At 56.1% G+C, this 15623-nt stretch carries 13 protein-coding genes and 1 riboswitch; of the genes, 7 read left to right on the top strand and 6 right to left on the bottom strand.

All coding sequences use genetic code 11. The features are described 5' to 3' along the window. Window positions 1–146: 146 nt before the first annotated feature. The 4 genes from ACOTX1_RS20560 to ACOTX1_RS20545 all read left to right on the top strand — a co-directional run bounded on the left by ACOTX1_RS20560 (window position 147) and on the right by ACOTX1_RS20545 (window position 5044). Window positions 147–707: a fimbrial protein gene (locus tag ACOTX1_RS20560; protein ID WP_003862529.1), complete on the top strand. Its 561-nt coding sequence runs from the start codon at window positions 147–149 to the stop codon at window positions 705–707. A gap of 76 nt (window positions 708–783) precedes the next feature. Continuing rightward, entirely contained in the window at window positions 784–3228 is a 2445-nt protein-coding gene (locus ACOTX1_RS20555) for a fimbria/pilus outer membrane usher protein (protein WP_023314869.1), read from the top strand. A gap of 9 nt (window positions 3229–3237) precedes the next feature. Next, window positions 3238–3999 (top strand): fimbrial biogenesis chaperone, encoded by a 762-nt coding sequence (locus ACOTX1_RS20550; RefSeq protein ID WP_023314870.1) that lies wholly within the window; start codon window positions 3238–3240, stop codon window positions 3997–3999. Then, window positions 3983–5044: a fimbrial protein gene (locus ACOTX1_RS20545; RefSeq protein ID WP_003862536.1), complete on the top strand. Its 1062-nt coding sequence runs from the start codon at window positions 3983–3985 to the stop codon at window positions 5042–5044. Before ACOTX1_RS20550 ends, ACOTX1_RS20545 begins: the two co-directional genes overlap by 17 nt. 44 nt (window positions 5045–5088) lie before the next feature. Here ACOTX1_RS20545 and ribB read toward each other — a convergent pair whose 3' ends face one another. Further along, window positions 5089–5742 carry a 3,4-dihydroxy-2-butanone-4-phosphate synthase gene (gene ribB / locus ACOTX1_RS20540; RefSeq protein WP_003862538.1) on the bottom strand — a complete coding sequence of 218 codons (654 nt, stop codon included), beginning with the start codon at window positions 5740–5742 and terminating at the stop codon, window positions 5089–5091. Between the two features lie 105 nt (window positions 5743–5847). Next, a riboswitch (FMN riboswitch) is annotated at window positions 5848–5998 on the bottom strand. Window positions 5999–6118: 120 nt separating this feature from the next. On the opposite strand from ribB, the gene ubiK reads away from it, so the two are divergent. Further along, entirely contained in the window at window positions 6119–6415 is a 297-nt protein-coding gene (ubiK, locus tag ACOTX1_RS20535) for a ubiquinone biosynthesis accessory factor UbiK (protein WP_003862539.1), read from the top strand. Between the two features lie 77 nt (window positions 6416–6492). On the opposite strand, the gene hldE is transcribed toward ubiK, so the two are convergent. Genes hldE through ACOTX1_RS20520 form a run of 3 tightly spaced genes read right to left on the bottom strand, consistent with a single transcriptional unit; the run spans window position 6493 to window position 12142 of the window. Next, on the bottom strand, window positions 6493–7923 hold the full coding sequence (gene hldE, locus ACOTX1_RS20530; RefSeq protein WP_003862540.1) for a bifunctional D-glycero-beta-D-manno-heptose-7-phosphate kinase/D-glycero-beta-D-manno-heptose 1-phosphate adenylyltransferase HldE: 1431 nt from the start codon (window positions 7921–7923) through the stop codon (window positions 6493–6495). Window positions 7924–7963: 40 nt separating this feature from the next. Further along, the gene (glnE, locus tag ACOTX1_RS20525) at window positions 7964–10819 is read right to left on the bottom strand and encodes a bifunctional [glutamate--ammonia ligase]-adenylyl-L-tyrosine phosphorylase/[glutamate--ammonia-ligase] adenylyltransferase (protein ID WP_003862541.1); all 2856 of its coding nucleotides are present in this window, start codon (window positions 10817–10819) and stop codon (window positions 7964–7966) included. Between the two features lie 21 nt (window positions 10820–10840). Continuing rightward, window positions 10841–12142: an inorganic triphosphatase gene (locus ACOTX1_RS20520; RefSeq protein ID WP_023314871.1), complete on the bottom strand. Its 1302-nt coding sequence runs from the start codon at window positions 12140–12142 to the stop codon at window positions 10841–10843. A gap of 237 nt (window positions 12143–12379) precedes the next feature. Between ACOTX1_RS20520 and ACOTX1_RS20515 the strand changes: the two genes are divergently transcribed. Together ACOTX1_RS20515 and ACOTX1_RS20510 are read left to right on the top strand one after the other, a co-directional pair. Next, a complete protein-coding gene (locus tag ACOTX1_RS20515; RefSeq protein WP_001303390.1) occupies window positions 12380–13000 on the top strand; it encodes a TIGR04211 family SH3 domain-containing protein in 621 nt (206 codons plus the stop codon). Between the two features lie 60 nt (window positions 13001–13060). Continuing rightward, window positions 13061–14302, top strand: coding sequence for a multifunctional CCA addition/repair protein (locus ACOTX1_RS20510; protein ID WP_003862543.1), 1242 nt, complete (start codon window positions 13061–13063; stop codon window positions 14300–14302). A 13-nt stretch (window positions 14303–14315) separates the two neighbouring features. On the opposite strand, the gene bacA is transcribed toward ACOTX1_RS20510, so the two are convergent. Both bacA and folB read right to left on the bottom strand, forming a co-directional pair. Continuing rightward, window positions 14316–15137, bottom strand: a complete 822-nt coding sequence (gene bacA, locus ACOTX1_RS20505; RefSeq protein WP_003862545.1) for an undecaprenyl-diphosphate phosphatase — start codon at window positions 15135–15137, stop codon at window positions 14316–14318. 105 nt (window positions 15138–15242) lie between these two features. Continuing rightward, on the bottom strand, window positions 15243–15611 hold the full coding sequence (folB, locus tag ACOTX1_RS20500) for a bifunctional dihydroneopterin aldolase/7,8-dihydroneopterin epimerase (RefSeq protein WP_003862547.1): 369 nt from the start codon (window positions 15609–15611) through the stop codon (window positions 15243–15245). Between the last annotated feature and the right edge of the window lie 12 nt (window positions 15612–15623).

Here is a 15623-nt window from a genome sequence, read left to right as displayed (position 1 = left end):
CTGATGATCTGTTCGTCGGAAAAACGCTTCTTCATGGGGATGTCCTCATGTGGCTTATGAAGACATTACTAACATCGGGGTGTACTAATCAACGGGGAGCAGGTCAAATATTCACATTACGAATCAATCTGAAAAAGGATATTTTCATGTATATGGGTAAAAAATTGCTGTTAGCGGCAGCTATGGCTGCCATTGTATCGGGTTCTGCGTTTGCTGATGATCAAGGCTCAGGCAAAATCAAATTCAAAGGCGTGGTTATTGACGCACCATGCAGCATCGCTCCAGACAGCGTTGATAAAGAAGTCGACCTGGGTGAAGTGACTACGGCCGTTATCAACGCCAACAAAAAATCCACGCCGGTTCCGGTCGATATCAATCTGGAAAACTGCCAGCTTGACGATCCGGCAGACGAAACCGACACGCCAATTACTAAAGTGGAAGTGACCTTTACCAGCGCAGCGACAGATGCGACGGATACCAGCCTGATGAGCAACACCTTTGCAAACGGTGCGCAGAACGTGGGCGTCCGTCTGCTGGATAACGCGGAAGGCAACATCACGCTTGGTCAGCCAAACGTGCTTGATCTGCTGGCGGGTTCAACCACCCAGACGCTGCATTTCAAAGCGGTTATGGAAGTCCCAACAGGTAAAACTGCGACGGCAGGCCAGGTTGAAGCCACGGCTAACTACGTCCTGATGTACAAATAATTCCGTTACGTCACGGTATCAGCCGACTGGCAATCCATGCCGGTCGGCACTCTTTATTTATTCGAGTAACAGGATGATGACATACAAAGTACAATGGATAATCATCATTGCGTCCCTGTTAATGACGATAGTTGCCTCTGCCACTGAATTTAATATAAACGCCATCGATAAAGATCAGCGCGGCAGCGTCGATTTATCACGTTTTAAAGATCAAATATCGGTTACGCCGGGAAGCTATTTCGTTACGGTTTCAGTTAATGATATTCCGCTGGCAAATGGCTGGCAGCTTCGCTGGCGAGAAATAAATAACGCAGTTCAGGTCTGTATTCCCCCCGAGCTGGCCGATACATTCGCATTGCAGGATGACGTTCGTCACGCTTTGCCGGAAAAAGAGGGATGCGTTGATTTCGCCACCAGACCAGACATCAAATTTATTTTTGAGCAAGGCAGCCAGACCCTGAAAGTAACGATCCCCCAGGCGTGGCTGCAATACCGTGCGGTTGACTGGATGCCGCCATCCACCTGGGACAACGGCGTGCCAGGCATACTGCTGGATTACAATCTTTTTGCCAGCCATTATCAGCCCAATAGCAGCGGCAGCAATGACAACGCCAATACCTATGGTACCGCCGGTGCGAACATGGGCGCGTGGCGCCTGCGAAGCGATTACCAGTACACGCGAAGCGATACTGAAGCAGGCTCAGAGCAGGATGGCCGTTTTTCACGCGTGTATATGTTCCGCCCTCTGCCCTCGATCGGTGCGAAACTGACGCTGGGTGAAACGGATTTCCAGTCCTCCATTTTTGACGCCTTCACCTACACCGGCGCATCGCTAATCAGCGATGAACGTATGCTGCCATGGTCGCTTCGCGGCTATGCCCCACAGATTACCGGAATAGCACAAACCAACGCCACCGTGGCCGTAAGCCTTGCCGATCGCGTGATTTACCAGAGTAAAGTGCCACCAGGACCCTTTGTTATTCAGGATCTTAACCAGTCGGTTCAGGGCACGCTGGACGTCAAAGTCACGGAAGAAGACGGACGCGTCAACACCTTCCAGGTCTCGGCTGAATCCGTGCCGTTTTTAACGCGCAAGGGCCAGGTGCGCTATAAGCTCGCGGCGGGTAAAGCGCGCCAGGGCGCCTCCCATGATGTTGAAGATAACGCCTTCATGAGCGGCGAATTTTCCTGGGGCATGCTGTCGCACACCTCTCTGTATGGCGGCACGCTGGCCGATGGCGACCGTTATCGTTCCGTCGCTGCCGGGATCGGCCAGAATATGGCCTGGCTGGGGGCGCTCTCTTTTGACGTCACGCAGGCTACCAGCCAGCTGCCACACCAGCGCAGCCAGACGGGTTACAGCTATCGCATTAACTACAGCAAGCGTTTCGATACCACCGGCAGTCAGCTTACGCTCGCCAGCTACCGCTACTCAGACCCACAGTTTTTGAGCTACGCCCGCTACCTGGATTATGACGATGGTGACCGCCAGTCGGAAAAACAAACCCTGAGCGTGACGGCAAGCCAGTACATTTCAGCGTTATCCCTGAACCTGTACGTCAATATGCTGCGTCAGACATGGTGGAATGATTCACCCTCCACGACCGGCAGCATCACGGCGGGCTACAACTTTGATATAGGTCGCTGGAAGAACCTTGGCGTAACCCTGTCCTGGAGTAAAACGCATTACGAGGAGGAAGACGAGAATGACGATACTCAGTTTTATCTCTCGCTCAGCGTACCGCTCGATCCCGATCATCGACTTAACTATGACCTGCGTAACAGCGACACGCTGAGCCATAACGTGTCGTGGTATGACACGTCGGATCGCAATAATACCTGGGGCGTTTCCGCAGGTACGGAGAGCGGGAAGCCAGATTCCGGCGCGCAGGTCAGCGGGAATTATCAGCATTATTCTGCGTACGGCGATCTCAATCTCTCCGGCAGCTATAAAGCTAACGAATATAACTCCCTCAGCGCGAGCTGGAGCGGTTCCTTCACCTCAACGGCGAAAGGCGCCGCGCTGCACCGGCGCAGTTACGGTAATGAACCCCGCGTAATGGTCAGCACCGACGGGGTAGGCCATATCCCGCTGAACATGTCGCGCGATGAAACTAACCGTTTTGGCATCGGCGTTTTACCGTCATTCTCCAGCTATTCCCCCTCCAGCGTGCAGGTCAATATGAACAACCTTCCGGATGGCGTGGACGTGGACAACCGCGTCGTGACCTCAACCTGGACTGAGGGGGCCATTGGTTATCGTCAGATTGCCACGCGCGCAGGTCAGGACGTAACAGGCGTTTTGCGGATGTCGTCAGGAACACCACCACTTGGGGCGATTGTTCGCCTGGATGAAAGCAATTTACAGGTTGGGATGGTGGCCGATGAAGGCCGCGTCTGGCTCGGCGCCGTTGAGCCAGAACAGCAGTTTCGCGTGACATGGGGCGACAACCAACAGTGTCGCTTCTCGTTACCTTCTCACTTAGAAAACAGTATGCAGTTGATACTGCCGTGCCAGTAAGAAATCATCATGAAATTAACGCCGATTAAAAGCCTGTGCCTGATGCTGATCAGCACAACATTTCCCGCCCACGCGGCCATTAACCTGGACCGCACGCGCATTGTTTTTCCAGAAAGCGACAAGGCCAGCAGCCTGAAAGTGGACAACCAGAGCAAGGCGCTGCCTTATCTGGCGCTCTCCTGGATTGAAGATGAAAAGGGGCAAAAAGAAGATGTGCACTTTATGGCGCTTCCCCCCATTCAACGTATCGAAGCGGGCGCCTCGTCGCAGGTAAGAATTGTTAAACAAGCCGCTACCCGCCAGTTGCCAAAAGACAGGGAATCGCTGTTTTATTTCAACCTGCGTGAAGTACCGCCTAAAAGCACCAGCGCCAGCGAGGAGCGCAGCGTGATGCAGGTTGCCATGCAGAGCCGAATTAAGCTCTTCTGGCGTCCGGAAGCGATTCGCAAAAAATCTGGCGAACTGACTGAAATGCGTATGGAAATTACCGCCAACGCGAAAGGGCTCACGGTCCACAACCCTACGCCGTACTACATCACGCTGGCGTGGCTGAGCAAAAATGCCAAAACCATGCTGCCGGGTTTTGACAGTCTGATGATTGCGCCTTTCGCCACGGCAACCGCCTCTACCGGCGATTACCACGGTAGTTATTACAGCATCGGCTACATCGACGATTACGGCGCACTGAAAAAAGTCGACGTACAGTGCACCGGAACGGTGCTATGTAAGCTTAACGAACGGAAAATCGATAAAGATGCGAAAGCTCACTAGTTTCCTGCTTACATTGCTGCTTACAACGCTGCCTTTGAAAGAAGCGCTGGCGCTCAACTGCTATCTGGGTGGATCTGGCGGCCCCGTCGAGGAGACAAAAACGATCTCCCCTTTTGCCATACCCAGCAACGCTCAGGTTGGCCAAAAAATATGGGAGTCTGATGACATTAAAATTCCGGTGACGTGTGACAATAACGTCACAAGCGGTTTCAAGCCGGAAGATGTTTTTGCCTGGGTAAACCCTTATCCTGCCGCAACCGATCCCTATTATGAACTGGGCGTCACCTATGAAGGCATAGATTACGATGCCACAGGCCAGCCCAACGGCGTGGATACCCGCCAGTGCCTGGACAACGATAACATCACCATTTACACCCCGGATCAAATCCGCCAGATGGGTTGGGAGAATCGCATCTGCTCTGGCAATCCGGATGATATCCACATTACGCGCACGTTCGTCGCCCGTTTACGACTTTTCGTGAGAATTAAGGCTATGCCGCCACATGGCTATGTCAGCTCGCTCAGCGATTACATCGTTGTGCAGTTTGACGGTAAGGGCGGCGTTAATCAGATGGCCGATGCGAAGAACCTTAAGTATCACATCAACGGACTGCAAAACATTACGGTGCTTGATTGCGGGGCGACGTTTACCATTTACCCTGAGAATCAGGAGATCGACTTTGGCACCTTCAGCGCGCGCGACATCGTGAATCAGCAGACGCGTTTGCGCACGTTTTCAATACGAACCACCAAAGTCCAGGATGCCCAGTGCTCGGATGGATTTAAGATGGACTCGTCGTTTTACACAACCGAAACGCTCAGCGCAGACGACACTGCGGTGCTGATAGGGAATGGGTTAAAACTGCGTATTCTTAACGGAACGGCCCCTTACACCTTCAACCAGTACAAAGAGTACGCCGATTTTACGGGCGATAAGATGAATGTTGAGCAAAACTACACAGCTGAACTTTCACGGGAAGAAGGAAAAGCGATTCAGTCCGGGCCGTTCGAAACCGTGGTACTGTTCAAAATTAACTACCACTAGAAACAAAAAAACCGGGTTTCCCCGGCTTTTTTACATCAGCATGTTCAGCTGGCTTTGCGCTCGTGCGCGCGGCGGTACTCAACCAGATCTTCAATCGTCACCACTGGCATATTGTGCAGACGCGCAAAGGTGATGCACTCCGGCGCACGCGCCATGGTGCCATCATCGTTGGTCAGTTCGCACAGCACGCCTGCGGGTTTGAAGCCAGCCAGCGTCACCAGATCGATGGTCGCTTCGGTATGACCACCACGGGTCAGCACGCCGCCCGGCTGCGCGCGCAGCGGGAAGACGTGACCAGGACGGTGCAGATCGGAAGGTTTCGCACCATCAGCAATCGCTGCACGCACGGTGGTCAGACGGTCAGCCGCCGACACACCGGTGGTTACGCCATGCGCCGCTTCAATGGTCACAGTGAAGCCAGTACCAAAGGCGCTGGTGTTGTTTTCAACCATCATCGGCAGATCAAGCTGCTGGCGACGGTCTTCGGTGATGCACAGGCATACGATGCCGCTACCGTGACGGATGGTCAGCGCCATCTGCTCAACGGTCATGTTCTCGGCGGCAAAAATCATGTCGCCTTCGTTTTCACGGTTTTCATCGTCAAGCACCATCACACCGCGGCCTTCGCGCAGGGCATCCAGTGCATGTTCAACACGTTGAGTTGAAGTGCCAAAAGAGGAAAGTAGCGTCTGATTCATGGTAAAAAAACCTCATTAACTTTATGGTTACCAGAATCAGGGCAGTCTTAGGAGCGCCGTGCAAGCGGCAAAAAAATAACGTGAGCGGGCTTTGCCCGACTGGATCGTTACTCTCTCCCATCCGGACTCTAACCGTCGGCCCCGGAATTACACCGGATCTGCTGACCTTTGAGAATTCACCCAAAGCGCTCGCGGGCTTTCAGCGTTAAGCTGATTTACCGCCGGTGGGGAATTTCGCCCCGCCCTGAGAATAAGCGAGATAACTATAACGCTATTGATTACCCTGGGCAATGCATAAGCTTCAAACAATTTTGTTTAACCCGCGGCATGACACGCTACAATAGGCACTAACACCTTTTCATCAAGGGAAACGACAATGATTGACCCAAAGAAAATTGAGCAGATCGCGCGTCAGGTTCATGAGTCCATGCCGAAAGGTATTCGTGAGTTTGGTGATGACGTTGAGAAGAAAATCCGCCAGACGTTGCAGGCACAGTTGGTTCGCCTTGATTTAGTCAGCCGCGAAGAGTTTGACGTGCAGACGCAGGTGCTGCTGCGCACCCGCGAGAAGCTGGCGCTGCTGGAACAACGTTTGACCGAGCTGGAAAACCGCAATGCGCCGGAAGAAGTGAAGCCAGCGCCAGCTATTCCACCGGTGGATGACCAGGCATAAGTGCGGCCTGATGCCCTCACCCCAGCCCTCTCCCACAGGGAGAGGGTGAAAAACGAACGGGCCAACAGGCCCGTTTTTTACTGACTGTCTTTCTGGATCTTCTTAATGATGTTGGTGGTTGAACACCCGTCCTCAAAGTTGAGCACCATTACTTCACCACCATTCGCCCAGACCTCTTCGCTACCTGCGATTTGCTCTGGTTTGTAATCACCGCCCTTCACCAGCAGGTCAGGCAAAATTCCGGCAATCAGGCGCTGCGGGGTGTCTTCTTCAAATGAGACCACCCAGTCCACCGCTTCCAGCGCGCCGAGCACTATCATGCGCTGCTCCAGCGGGTTAACCGGACGCGTTTCACCCTTCAGACGTTTGGTTGAGGCATCGCTGTTGACCGCCACAATCAGGCGGTCGCCCAGCTTGCGCGCATTCGCCAGATACGACACGTGGCCCGCATGCAGGATGTCGAACACGCCGTTCGTCATCACCACTTTTTCACCACGTTTGCGCGCGGCGGCAACGGCCACTTTCAGCTCGTCTTCGGTCATGACGCCAAAGCCGGTATCCGCACGCCCACGCACCGCGTTTTCCAGCTCAATTGGCGAAACGGTGGAGGTCCCGAGTTTACCGACGACCACACCCGCCGCGGCGTTCGCGAAGTAGCATGCTTCTTCCAGGGAGTTACCCGCCGCCAGCGTCGCCGCCAGCACGCCAATCACCGTATCACCGGCACCGGTCACGTCGTACACTTCCTGCGCCTGGGTTGGCATATGCAGCGGCGCCTTGCCCGGTTGCAGCAGCGTCATGCCCTGCTCGGAACGGGTCACCAGCAGCGCAGACAGCTCGAAATCAGCGATGATTTTCATGCCGCGCTCAACCAGCTCTTCTTCAGTTTTGCACTTGCCCGCCACCGCTTCGAACTCAGAGAGGTTGGGCGTCAGCAGGGTTGCGCCGCGATAGCGCTCGAAATCGGTGCCTTTCGGGTCGATCAGCACCGGAACGCTGGCTTTGCGCGCCAGCTGGATCATGGTCTGCACGCTCGCCAGCGCGCCTTTGGCATAATCAGACAGCACCAGCGCGCCAATATTGCCCAACGCCTGGTTAATGCGCTCGTGCAGCGGCTCGGGATCAACGCCTTCGAATCCTTCTTCAAAGTCGAGGCGGATTAGCTGCTGGTTACGCGACAGCACGCGAAGCTTGGTGATGGTTGGGTGGGTCGGAACAGAAACGAAGTCACACTTCACATTAACGTCCGCCAGCGACTTGCTCAGCGCACGCGCCGCATCGTCAATGCCGGTCAGGCCAACCAGACGCGAATGTGCGCCCAGAGAGGCTATGTTCATCGCCACGTTTGCCGCGCCACCGGGACGCTCTTCAATGGTGTCGACCTTTACCACCGGTACCGGTGCTTCCGGAGAGATGCGGCTGGTCGGCCCATACCAGTAGCGATCCAGCATCACATCACCGACAACCATAACTCCAGCACGTTCAAACTCTGGCAGTGTTACTTTCATTCCTGACTCCAGAAAGATTCAAAATTTGCGCGCGATAATATCACACTTGTTTTGTTACGCACGGTTCCACTAGCCACTTCTGCCAGCTTGTAGTCACCTGCGCGCGTTCGTCGGCGAAACAGTCCAGCGCCACATGGCCCGGCTGTTCCTGTAATGCCAGATGGTGCAACTCATCACGCAGTGTGGTGTAGGCGCGGGTTAAGGCCTGCGCCTCCTGCTCATCCATAATGTCGTTCTGCGCCAGCAGTTCCAGTATGCGCACGTTATCCGACCAGCGGGTCAGCTTCGGTTTATCGTGCGCGTGCAGCAGCACCAGGTACTGAGTGATAAACTCAATATCGGTAATCCCGCCTTCATCGGCTTTGATATCAAAGCGATCGCGATGTTTGTTGCCAAGGTGCGCGCGCATCTTCTCCCGCATTTCCCGCACTTCGGTTTGCAGCGTACTGCCCTCGCGCGGGGTCGTCATGACCGCCTTGCGGATCGCATCGAACTGCGTTTTGAGCTGCGGATCGCCATACACCACGCGGGCGCGCACCAGCGCCTGATGCTCCCACGTCCAGGCTTCGTTCTTCTGATAGTCGGCGAAAGCCTCCGTCGAGGTGACCAGCATGCCTGCCGCGCCGGACGGGCGCAGACGCGCATCCACTTCATACAGAATGCCGGATGAGGTGCGAGTGCTGAACAGGTGCATGATGCGCTGGGCCAGGCGCAGGTAGAACTGCCGTCCGTCAATCTCACGTTCGCCGTCGGTCATGACGTCTGCCGGACAGTCGTGGAGGAAAATCAGATCCAGATCGGAGCTGTAGCCCAGTTCCCAGCCGCCCAGCTTGCCGTACCCCACCACCGCAAAACCGCGGCCTTCACGGTCAGCAAGGTGCTTCGGCTGGCCGTAGCGGGCTACCATCTGCACCCACGCCTGATGGACAACCGCGTCGATGATCGCTTCCGCCAGCCAGGTTAAGTGATCGCTCACTTTCATTACCGGCAGGGTACCGGCGATATCTGCCGCCGCCACGCGCAGCATCTGTGCCTGCTTAAACTGACGCAGCGCCTCAAGCTGTTGCTCTTCGTCCTCTTCAGGTACGCGCAGCAGATACTGACGCAGCTCGTCGCGGTAGGCATCCGTCGCCGTCGGCTGATAGAGGGTATTCGGGTCGAGCAGTTCGTCCAGCAGCAGCGGATAACGCGCCAGCTTGTTCGCCACCATCGGCGAGGCGGCGCAGAGGGAAATCAGGTGCTTCAGCGCGCCGGGAAACTCGCTTAACAGCTCAAGGTAAGTGGTACGCGTGACGATCCCGCTCAGCAGCGGCATCATGCGCGACAGCGGCACCGGCGCATCGTCGCGGGAGCAGACATCGCTCAGCAGATGCGGCATCAGATGATCCAGCACCTGACGACCGCGTGGGCCGATAGCGCGTTTGTTCAGTTCGAGGCGGAAATCGGCAATCAACGCCACCACGCGATGGCGGGCATCGTCGCTTAAGTGCGCCAGCACCGGCGTGGTGTCATCTTCCTGGAGCGCGTCCTGCCACAGTTCGCGCCAGTGCTCGGAGAGCGCATCGTCCTGCGATTCAGTTTCGTCGTCGCCGATCAGATCGTTAAAGATGCGGCGCACGCCCGCCATATGCGCTTCCAGCCGTTGCGTCAGCGCCGCCCAGTCATCCACCCGCATCCCCCAGGCCAGACGCGCCCGGTTCAGCTCATCGCCCGGCAACGTCTGGGTCTGTTCGTCGTTGATACTTTGCAGCAAATTTTCCAGACGACGCAGGAAGAGATAAGAGTCACGCAGCGTTTGCGCGTCGCCTTCCGGCAGCAGATGCAGCTGATCGATAGCGCTTAGCGTCGGCAGCAGCGAGCGGGATTGCAGAGAAGGTTCACGCCCGCCGCGTATCAGCTGGAAGACCTGGACGATAAATTCGATCTCACGAATACCGCCAGCACCGAGCTTGATGTTGTCTTTCAGGCCACGGCGACGCACCTCGCGGGCAATCATCCCTTTCATATTTCGCAGGGACTGGATAACGCTGAAGTCGATGTAGCGGCGGAACACGAACGGGCGCAGCATGGCGCGCAGCTCGTTGGCGTAGGCATCGTCGCTGTCGCCCATGATCCGCGCTTTGACCATCGCGTAACGCTCCCAGTCGCGACCCTGCTCCTGGTAGTAATCTTCCAGCGCGGCAAAGCTCAGCACCAGTGGCCCGCTGTCGCCAAACGGACGCAGGCGCATGTCCACGCGGTAAACAAAACCATCCTGCGTGGGCTGATCCAGCGCCTTAATCAGCCGCTGCCCCAGACGAGTAAAGAACTGGGCATTGTCCAGCTCGCGACGGCCGCCGCGCGTGGAGCCGTTCTCGGGCCAGGCAAAAATCAGATCGATGTCTGAGGAGAAGTTCAGCTCGCAGCCGCCCAGCTTGCCCATCCCCAGGATCAACAGTGGCTGAGGAACCCCTTCCTCGCTGCACGGCGTGCCCCACTCTTTACAGCAGGCGGCGTAGAGCCAGTCCCGCGCGGCGACGATCAGCGTCTGCGCCAGCTCGCTCAACTGCTGCAAGGTGCTCTCTTCACTCACCAGCTCCAGCGCCTGCGCCCAGGCAATGCGTACCATCACCCGGCGGCGGAACTGACGCAGAACGCGCATCAGCGTGGCTTCGTCTGCCACCTCTGCCAGCGCGGTTTGCAGCCAGCCAGCATAATGCCGCCACTCGTCAGCCTGCGGCGGCGCGCTTTCCAGCTCTGCCAGCCAGTCCGGGTTAGCGCTGACGCTCTCCTGCACAAAATCACTGAACGTGAGCACGCTTTTCGCCTGCTCGCTTAACGATGACGCGGGTAACGACTCAGGCAGGCGTTCGCAAACGGTCTGCCAGTGCTGCTGTAACTGCGAAGAAAGCGGCATATCAGGGGTTCCTTGCCAGAATTAACGTTTTCCGCTGTGCAGCCAGTACGGATCCTGCGAAATGGCCTCGTTGCGGAAATGCTCGATCTCAATCTGCTGACGGGTCTCGATGGCATGCTTAAGCCCCTGCCAGTTCTCCAGCCAGGCCTGCGCCTTCACGCCCTCATACGCACCCGACAGCAGCAACATGCTGTCGATGTTACGCGCCAGGCGGGGAAGCTGATCGCCATACTGGTCGCCCAGCGGATGCGCAAAGGTGGTTCTCAGTTCGGCCGCGTGACGGGAGAGGTGGATATCCGCAAAACGTTTGAAGTTTTCCGCAATTTTGGCCTGCCCTTTCGCATCGAGGAAGGTGCGCCAGCCGCGCGTCACCAGAAATTCGGTCAGCGCCAGTTTCGCGCTGGCGTTTTGCGGGCTGTAGATCGCCGTTTGTGCCGACACGTCGGAAAGCATCAGCGTTTCGGTTTGAGTGAGCAAATCACGTAAGTGAGTGCTGGCTTTACGCGGTACAATGCCGCCAAAGAGCGTCAGGGTATGACGTACCAGCCCCATAGCGGCCAGCACCTGTTTTTTGGCATTTTTCACGTTACGCGCCCACAGCTCCTCGTGGAACTGCCACTGAGAGAGTGCCAGCTCCAGCGCCGCTTCCATCCCCTGCTCAACGGAGGCTTTCGGCACAACGCGCAGAATCGGGGTTTCTCGCAGCACGCGCGGCGCATTCCCGGCGGCCAGGTGATAGCCGCGTGCCGCTTTACTCAGGCTGCCCTGACGCAGTCCAGGCTGGTTCACCAGCTTGCGCGCCAGCTTCAGCACATCGCTCGCGTCGCCTTCAAGCAGTTCGAGTTCCAATTCGCAGATCGGCTCCTGCTCTTCACCAGCCTTAATTTCACCCCGATCAAACGCGATCTCAATGCGGCTCTTGCCTTCCGTCACCAGCCATTTCTCGCGCCAGAAATCGGTGCTGAACAGCGGTTGCGCCTCTGCCGACAGCGTTGCGGGCAGCGTCCCTTCCGGCCACACTTCCGCCGGAAAACGATCCAGCTCAAGTTCTGGCTTACTGATGTCGATATTGTATTCCGGACGCTGGTGTAAACCGCCCACCACGCGACCGGCGATTTTCATCGTCATCTCGTAGCGCCCGTTCGCACCCCGGATGCGCAGGCCCATATCATGGTTGCGCAGCCAGTTGTCCGGCGTTTCGTAATAGATGTTGAGCAGCTGTACGGGTTCATGGTGCTCGCCGGACAGCGTATTCAGATGCTGGCGGAGCGCGTCAGCGCTGTCTTTTTCGACGATAAACTTTAATTCGATCTCTTGTGCCATAGCCTTGTACTTTTGCGTGCGTCACAGACGCGTCGATGAAGGCGAACTTCCTCGCCATTTGTTTGTCAGTACATAGTATTTTGCGCCAAATTGCCACGCAATGAGCAATTTGACGGGCGTAAAAGTTTAAAGCGGTGGAAATCATGACACAGATGATTCCGATTGATGATGAATCCTTTGCGTAGCGACACTGATACCACTACTATCGTTCCACTTTTTATGAAAATAACGACTGATATGCTTAAATTACGCCTGATTGGACTTACTTTACTCGCTTTTAGCGCCGCAACCGCGGTCCACGCTGAAGAGAAACGTTACGTTTCTGATGAACTGAATACCTGGGTACGCAGCGGCCCTGGAGACAATTATCGCCTCGTGGGTACGGTAAATGCCGGCGAGGAAGTGACCCTGCTGCAAACTAACGCAGACACCAATTACGGTCAGGTTCGTGACAGCTCTGGCCGCACCTCATGGATCCCGCTGAAAGAGCTGAGCACGGTGCCAAGCCTGCGCACCCGCGTGCCGGATCTGGAAAATCAGGTGAAAACCCTGACTGACAAGCTGAACAACATCGACGGCACCTGGAACCAGCGCACCGCAGAGATGCAGCAGAAAGTGGCGCAAAGCGACAGCGTGATCGCCGGTCTGAAAGATGAAAATCAGAAGCTGAAAAATGAGCTGATCGTCGCGCAGAAGAAAGTGAACGCCGCGAATCTACAGCTGGATGACAAACAACGCACCATCATCATGCAGTGGTTTATGTATGGCGGCGGAGTGCTGGGCGTCGGTCTGGTGCTGGGTCTGGTGCTTCCTCACCTTATCCCAAGCCGTAAACGTAAAGACCGCTGGATGAACTAACTCGTCTTCTCTGCCACACTTACGTATCATCTTGCGAAAAGAGAAAACGGGAGTGTTGGCGTGAAGAGTTATCTGGTCGGTGGTGCGGTACGTGATGCGTTATTAGGTCTGCCGGTCAAAGATAAAGACTGGGTCGTGGTCGGTGCCACGCCCGAAGCGATGATTGACGCGGGCTACCAGCAGGTAGGCCGCGATTTTCCTGTGTTCCTCCATCCGAAAAGCCGGGAAGAGTACGCCCTGGCGCGAACCGAACGGAAATCCGGTTCCGGTTATACCGGCTTCACCTGCTATGCCGCGCCGGATGTGACGCTGGAGCAGGACTTACTGCGCCGCGATCTCACCATTAATGCCCTGGCGCAGGACGAAAACGGCCATATTATCGACGTCTACGGCGGCCAGAACGATCTGCGCGACCGTCTTTTACGCCATATTTCCCCCGCCTTTTCTGAAGATCCGTTACGCGTACTGCGCGTGGCGCGTTTTGCCGCCCGTTATGCCCATCTCAGCTTCCGCATCGCCGACGAGACGATGGCGCTGATGACGGCCATGACCGACGCGGGCGAGCTGGAACACCTGACGCCAGAACGCGTCTGGAAAGAGACCGAAAACGCCCTGACTACCCGTAATCCGCAGATCTTTTTCCAGGTTCTGCGCGACTGCGGGGCGCTGAAAGTGCTGTTCCCGGAAATAGATGCGCTGTTTGGCGTGCCCGCCCCGGCGAAATGGCACCCGGAAATTGATACCGGCATTCACACCCTGATGACGCTGAGCATGGCCGCTATGCTCAGTCCTGAAGTGGACGTGCGCTTTTCCACTCTCTGCCATGACCTCGGCAAAGGGTTAACGCCAAAGGAATTGTGGCCACGCCATCACGGGCACGGTCCGGCTGGCGTAAAGCTGGTTGAAGGGCTTTGCCAGCGCCTGCGCGTGCCGAATGACATTCGCGATCTGGCAAAGCTGGTCGCCGAGTTCCACGACCTGATCCACACCTTCCCGATCCTGAAACCCGCCACCATCGTCAGGCTGTTCGATAACATTGACGCCTGGCGCAAGCCGCAGCGCGTGGAGCAAATTGCGCTGACCAGCGAAGCCGACGTGCGCGGCCGCACCGGGTTTGAAGCGTCCGATTATCCGCAAGGCCGTTTGCTGCGTGAGGCGTGGGACGTAGCGAAAGCGGTGCCAACGAAAGAGGTGGTGGAGGCAGGGTTTAAAGGCCCGGAGATCCGCGAAGAGCTGACGAAGCGGCGGATTGATGCGGTTGCGGCGTGGAAGGAAAAACGTTGCCCTCAGCCGAAAGACTGAGGGCGGTCGGTCATCAGAAGAAGACCACGTACACGGCAGCCGCGACGATAAAGCGGTAGATCGCGAACGGAATAAACGAAATACGCTTAATCAGTTGCAGGAAGGTTTTGATGGCGATCAGCGCCACAATGAAGGCGGTGATAAAGCCCACGGCGAACATCGGAATGTCACCCACGGTCAGGAAGCCGATGCTTTTGTAGAGATCCAGCGCGGTGGCGCCCATCATCATCGGCACCGCCAGCAGGAACGAGAACTCAGACGCCGCGTAACGGCTCACGCCCATCAGCATCCCGCCGGAAATGGTTGCCCCTGAACGGGAGAAGCCCGGCCACAGCGCCAGACACTGGAAGCAGCCAATCATAAACGCCTGACGATACGTCATATCGTCCAGACCTTCCGCACGCGGGGTTTTTGGCTTCAGCACTTCGGCGGCAATCAGCAGGAAGCCGCCGACAACCAGCGCGTACATCACGTTAATCGGGTTGAAGAGCGATTTAATGGTGTCGTGGAACACCAGCCCCAGCACCACTGCCGGGATCATCCCGAGCAGAATATGAATCAGTGTCAGACGCCCCTTGCCCTCTCCTTCACGCTGCGGCAAACGCCCGAAGTGGATGCCGATCAGACCAAACAGACGACGCCAGAACATCACAACCACCGCCAGGATAGAGCCCAGCTGAATCACCACCTCAAACGTCTTTGCGGTATCGCCTTCAAAGCCCAACAGATGGCCAACGATAATCATATGGCCCGTACTGGACACCGGCAAAAACTCCGTCAATCCTTCGACCACACCCAGTATTGCCGCCACCAGCAGCGAGTGCATATCGCTCATCTATAAACCCCTAAAAAGATATAAAAAAACGGTTGCCACAACGGCTACCGTGAAACATACAGCTCTAAGACCGATATAACCTAAAATGGTTTAGCTATTATGACGTTAAATCTTTCCTTTCAGATTTGTGCCACGCTCGATAATCACGCCCACGTTGGCGGCGCGCGCCACCGCGCCCGGCTTGCTTAGCTTAATGCGCACCCACGGGGAGTTAAATTTGCTCAGCAGCAGGTCTGCCACCTCTTCCGCCACGCGTTCTACCAGCGCAAATCGTTGCCCTTCCACATGGCCGATGACCGTTTCACTGATGTCGGCGTAGCTCAGACAATCATTCACATCATCGCTTTTCGCTGACTTGCGGTTATCCCAGCCCATTTCGATATCGAACACCAGTTTCTGCTCGATGGTCTGTTCCCAGTCGTAAACACCAATTGTGGTGATTACCGAAAGTTGCTCTATAAATACAATATCCATCACGACCTGCCT

Source organism: Enterobacter cloacae complex sp. IR5401 (assembly GCF_049238425.1).
GTDB lineage: Bacteria > Pseudomonadota > Gammaproteobacteria > Enterobacterales > Enterobacteriaceae > Enterobacter > Enterobacter hormaechei_C.
This window is presented reverse-complemented; position numbering and strand designations above follow the sequence as displayed.

Excerpts from the sequence above, each read along its gene's own strand:
- ACOTX1_RS20560 (WP_003862529.1), top strand. The coding sequence starts at position 147 with ATGTATATGGGTAAAAAATTGCTGTTAGCGGCAGCTATGGCTGCCATT.
- ACOTX1_RS20555 (WP_023314869.1), top strand. The coding sequence starts at position 784 with ATGACATACAAAGTACAATGGATAATCATCATTGCGTCCCTGTTAATG.
- ACOTX1_RS20550 (WP_023314870.1), top strand. The coding sequence starts at position 3,238 with ATGAAATTAACGCCGATTAAAAGCCTGTGCCTGATGCTGATCAGCACA.
- ACOTX1_RS20545 (WP_003862536.1), top strand. The coding sequence starts at position 3,983 with ATGCGAAAGCTCACTAGTTTCCTGCTTACATTGCTGCTTACAACGCTG.
- ribB (WP_003862538.1), bottom strand. The coding sequence starts at position 5,742 with ATGAATCAGACGCTACTTTCCTCTTTTGGCACTTCAACTCAACGTGTT.
- ubiK (WP_003862539.1), top strand. The coding sequence starts at position 6,119 with ATGATTGACCCAAAGAAAATTGAGCAGATCGCGCGTCAGGTTCATGAG.
- hldE (WP_003862540.1), bottom strand. The coding sequence starts at position 7,923 with ATGAAAGTAACACTGCCAGAGTTTGAACGTGCTGGAGTTATGGTTGTC.
- glnE (WP_003862541.1), bottom strand. The coding sequence starts at position 10,819 with ATGCCGCTTTCTTCGCAGTTACAGCAGCACTGGCAGACCGTTTGCGAA.
- ACOTX1_RS20520 (WP_023314871.1), bottom strand. The coding sequence starts at position 12,142 with ATGGCACAAGAGATCGAATTAAAGTTTATCGTCGAAAAAGACAGCGCT.
- ACOTX1_RS20515 (WP_001303390.1), top strand. The coding sequence starts at position 12,380 with ATGCTTAAATTACGCCTGATTGGACTTACTTTACTCGCTTTTAGCGCC.
- bacA (WP_003862545.1), bottom strand. The coding sequence starts at position 15,137 with ATGAGCGATATGCACTCGCTGCTGGTGGCGGCAATACTGGGTGTGGTC.
- folB (WP_003862547.1), bottom strand. The coding sequence starts at position 15,611 with ATGGATATTGTATTTATAGAGCAACTTTCGGTAATCACCACAATTGGT.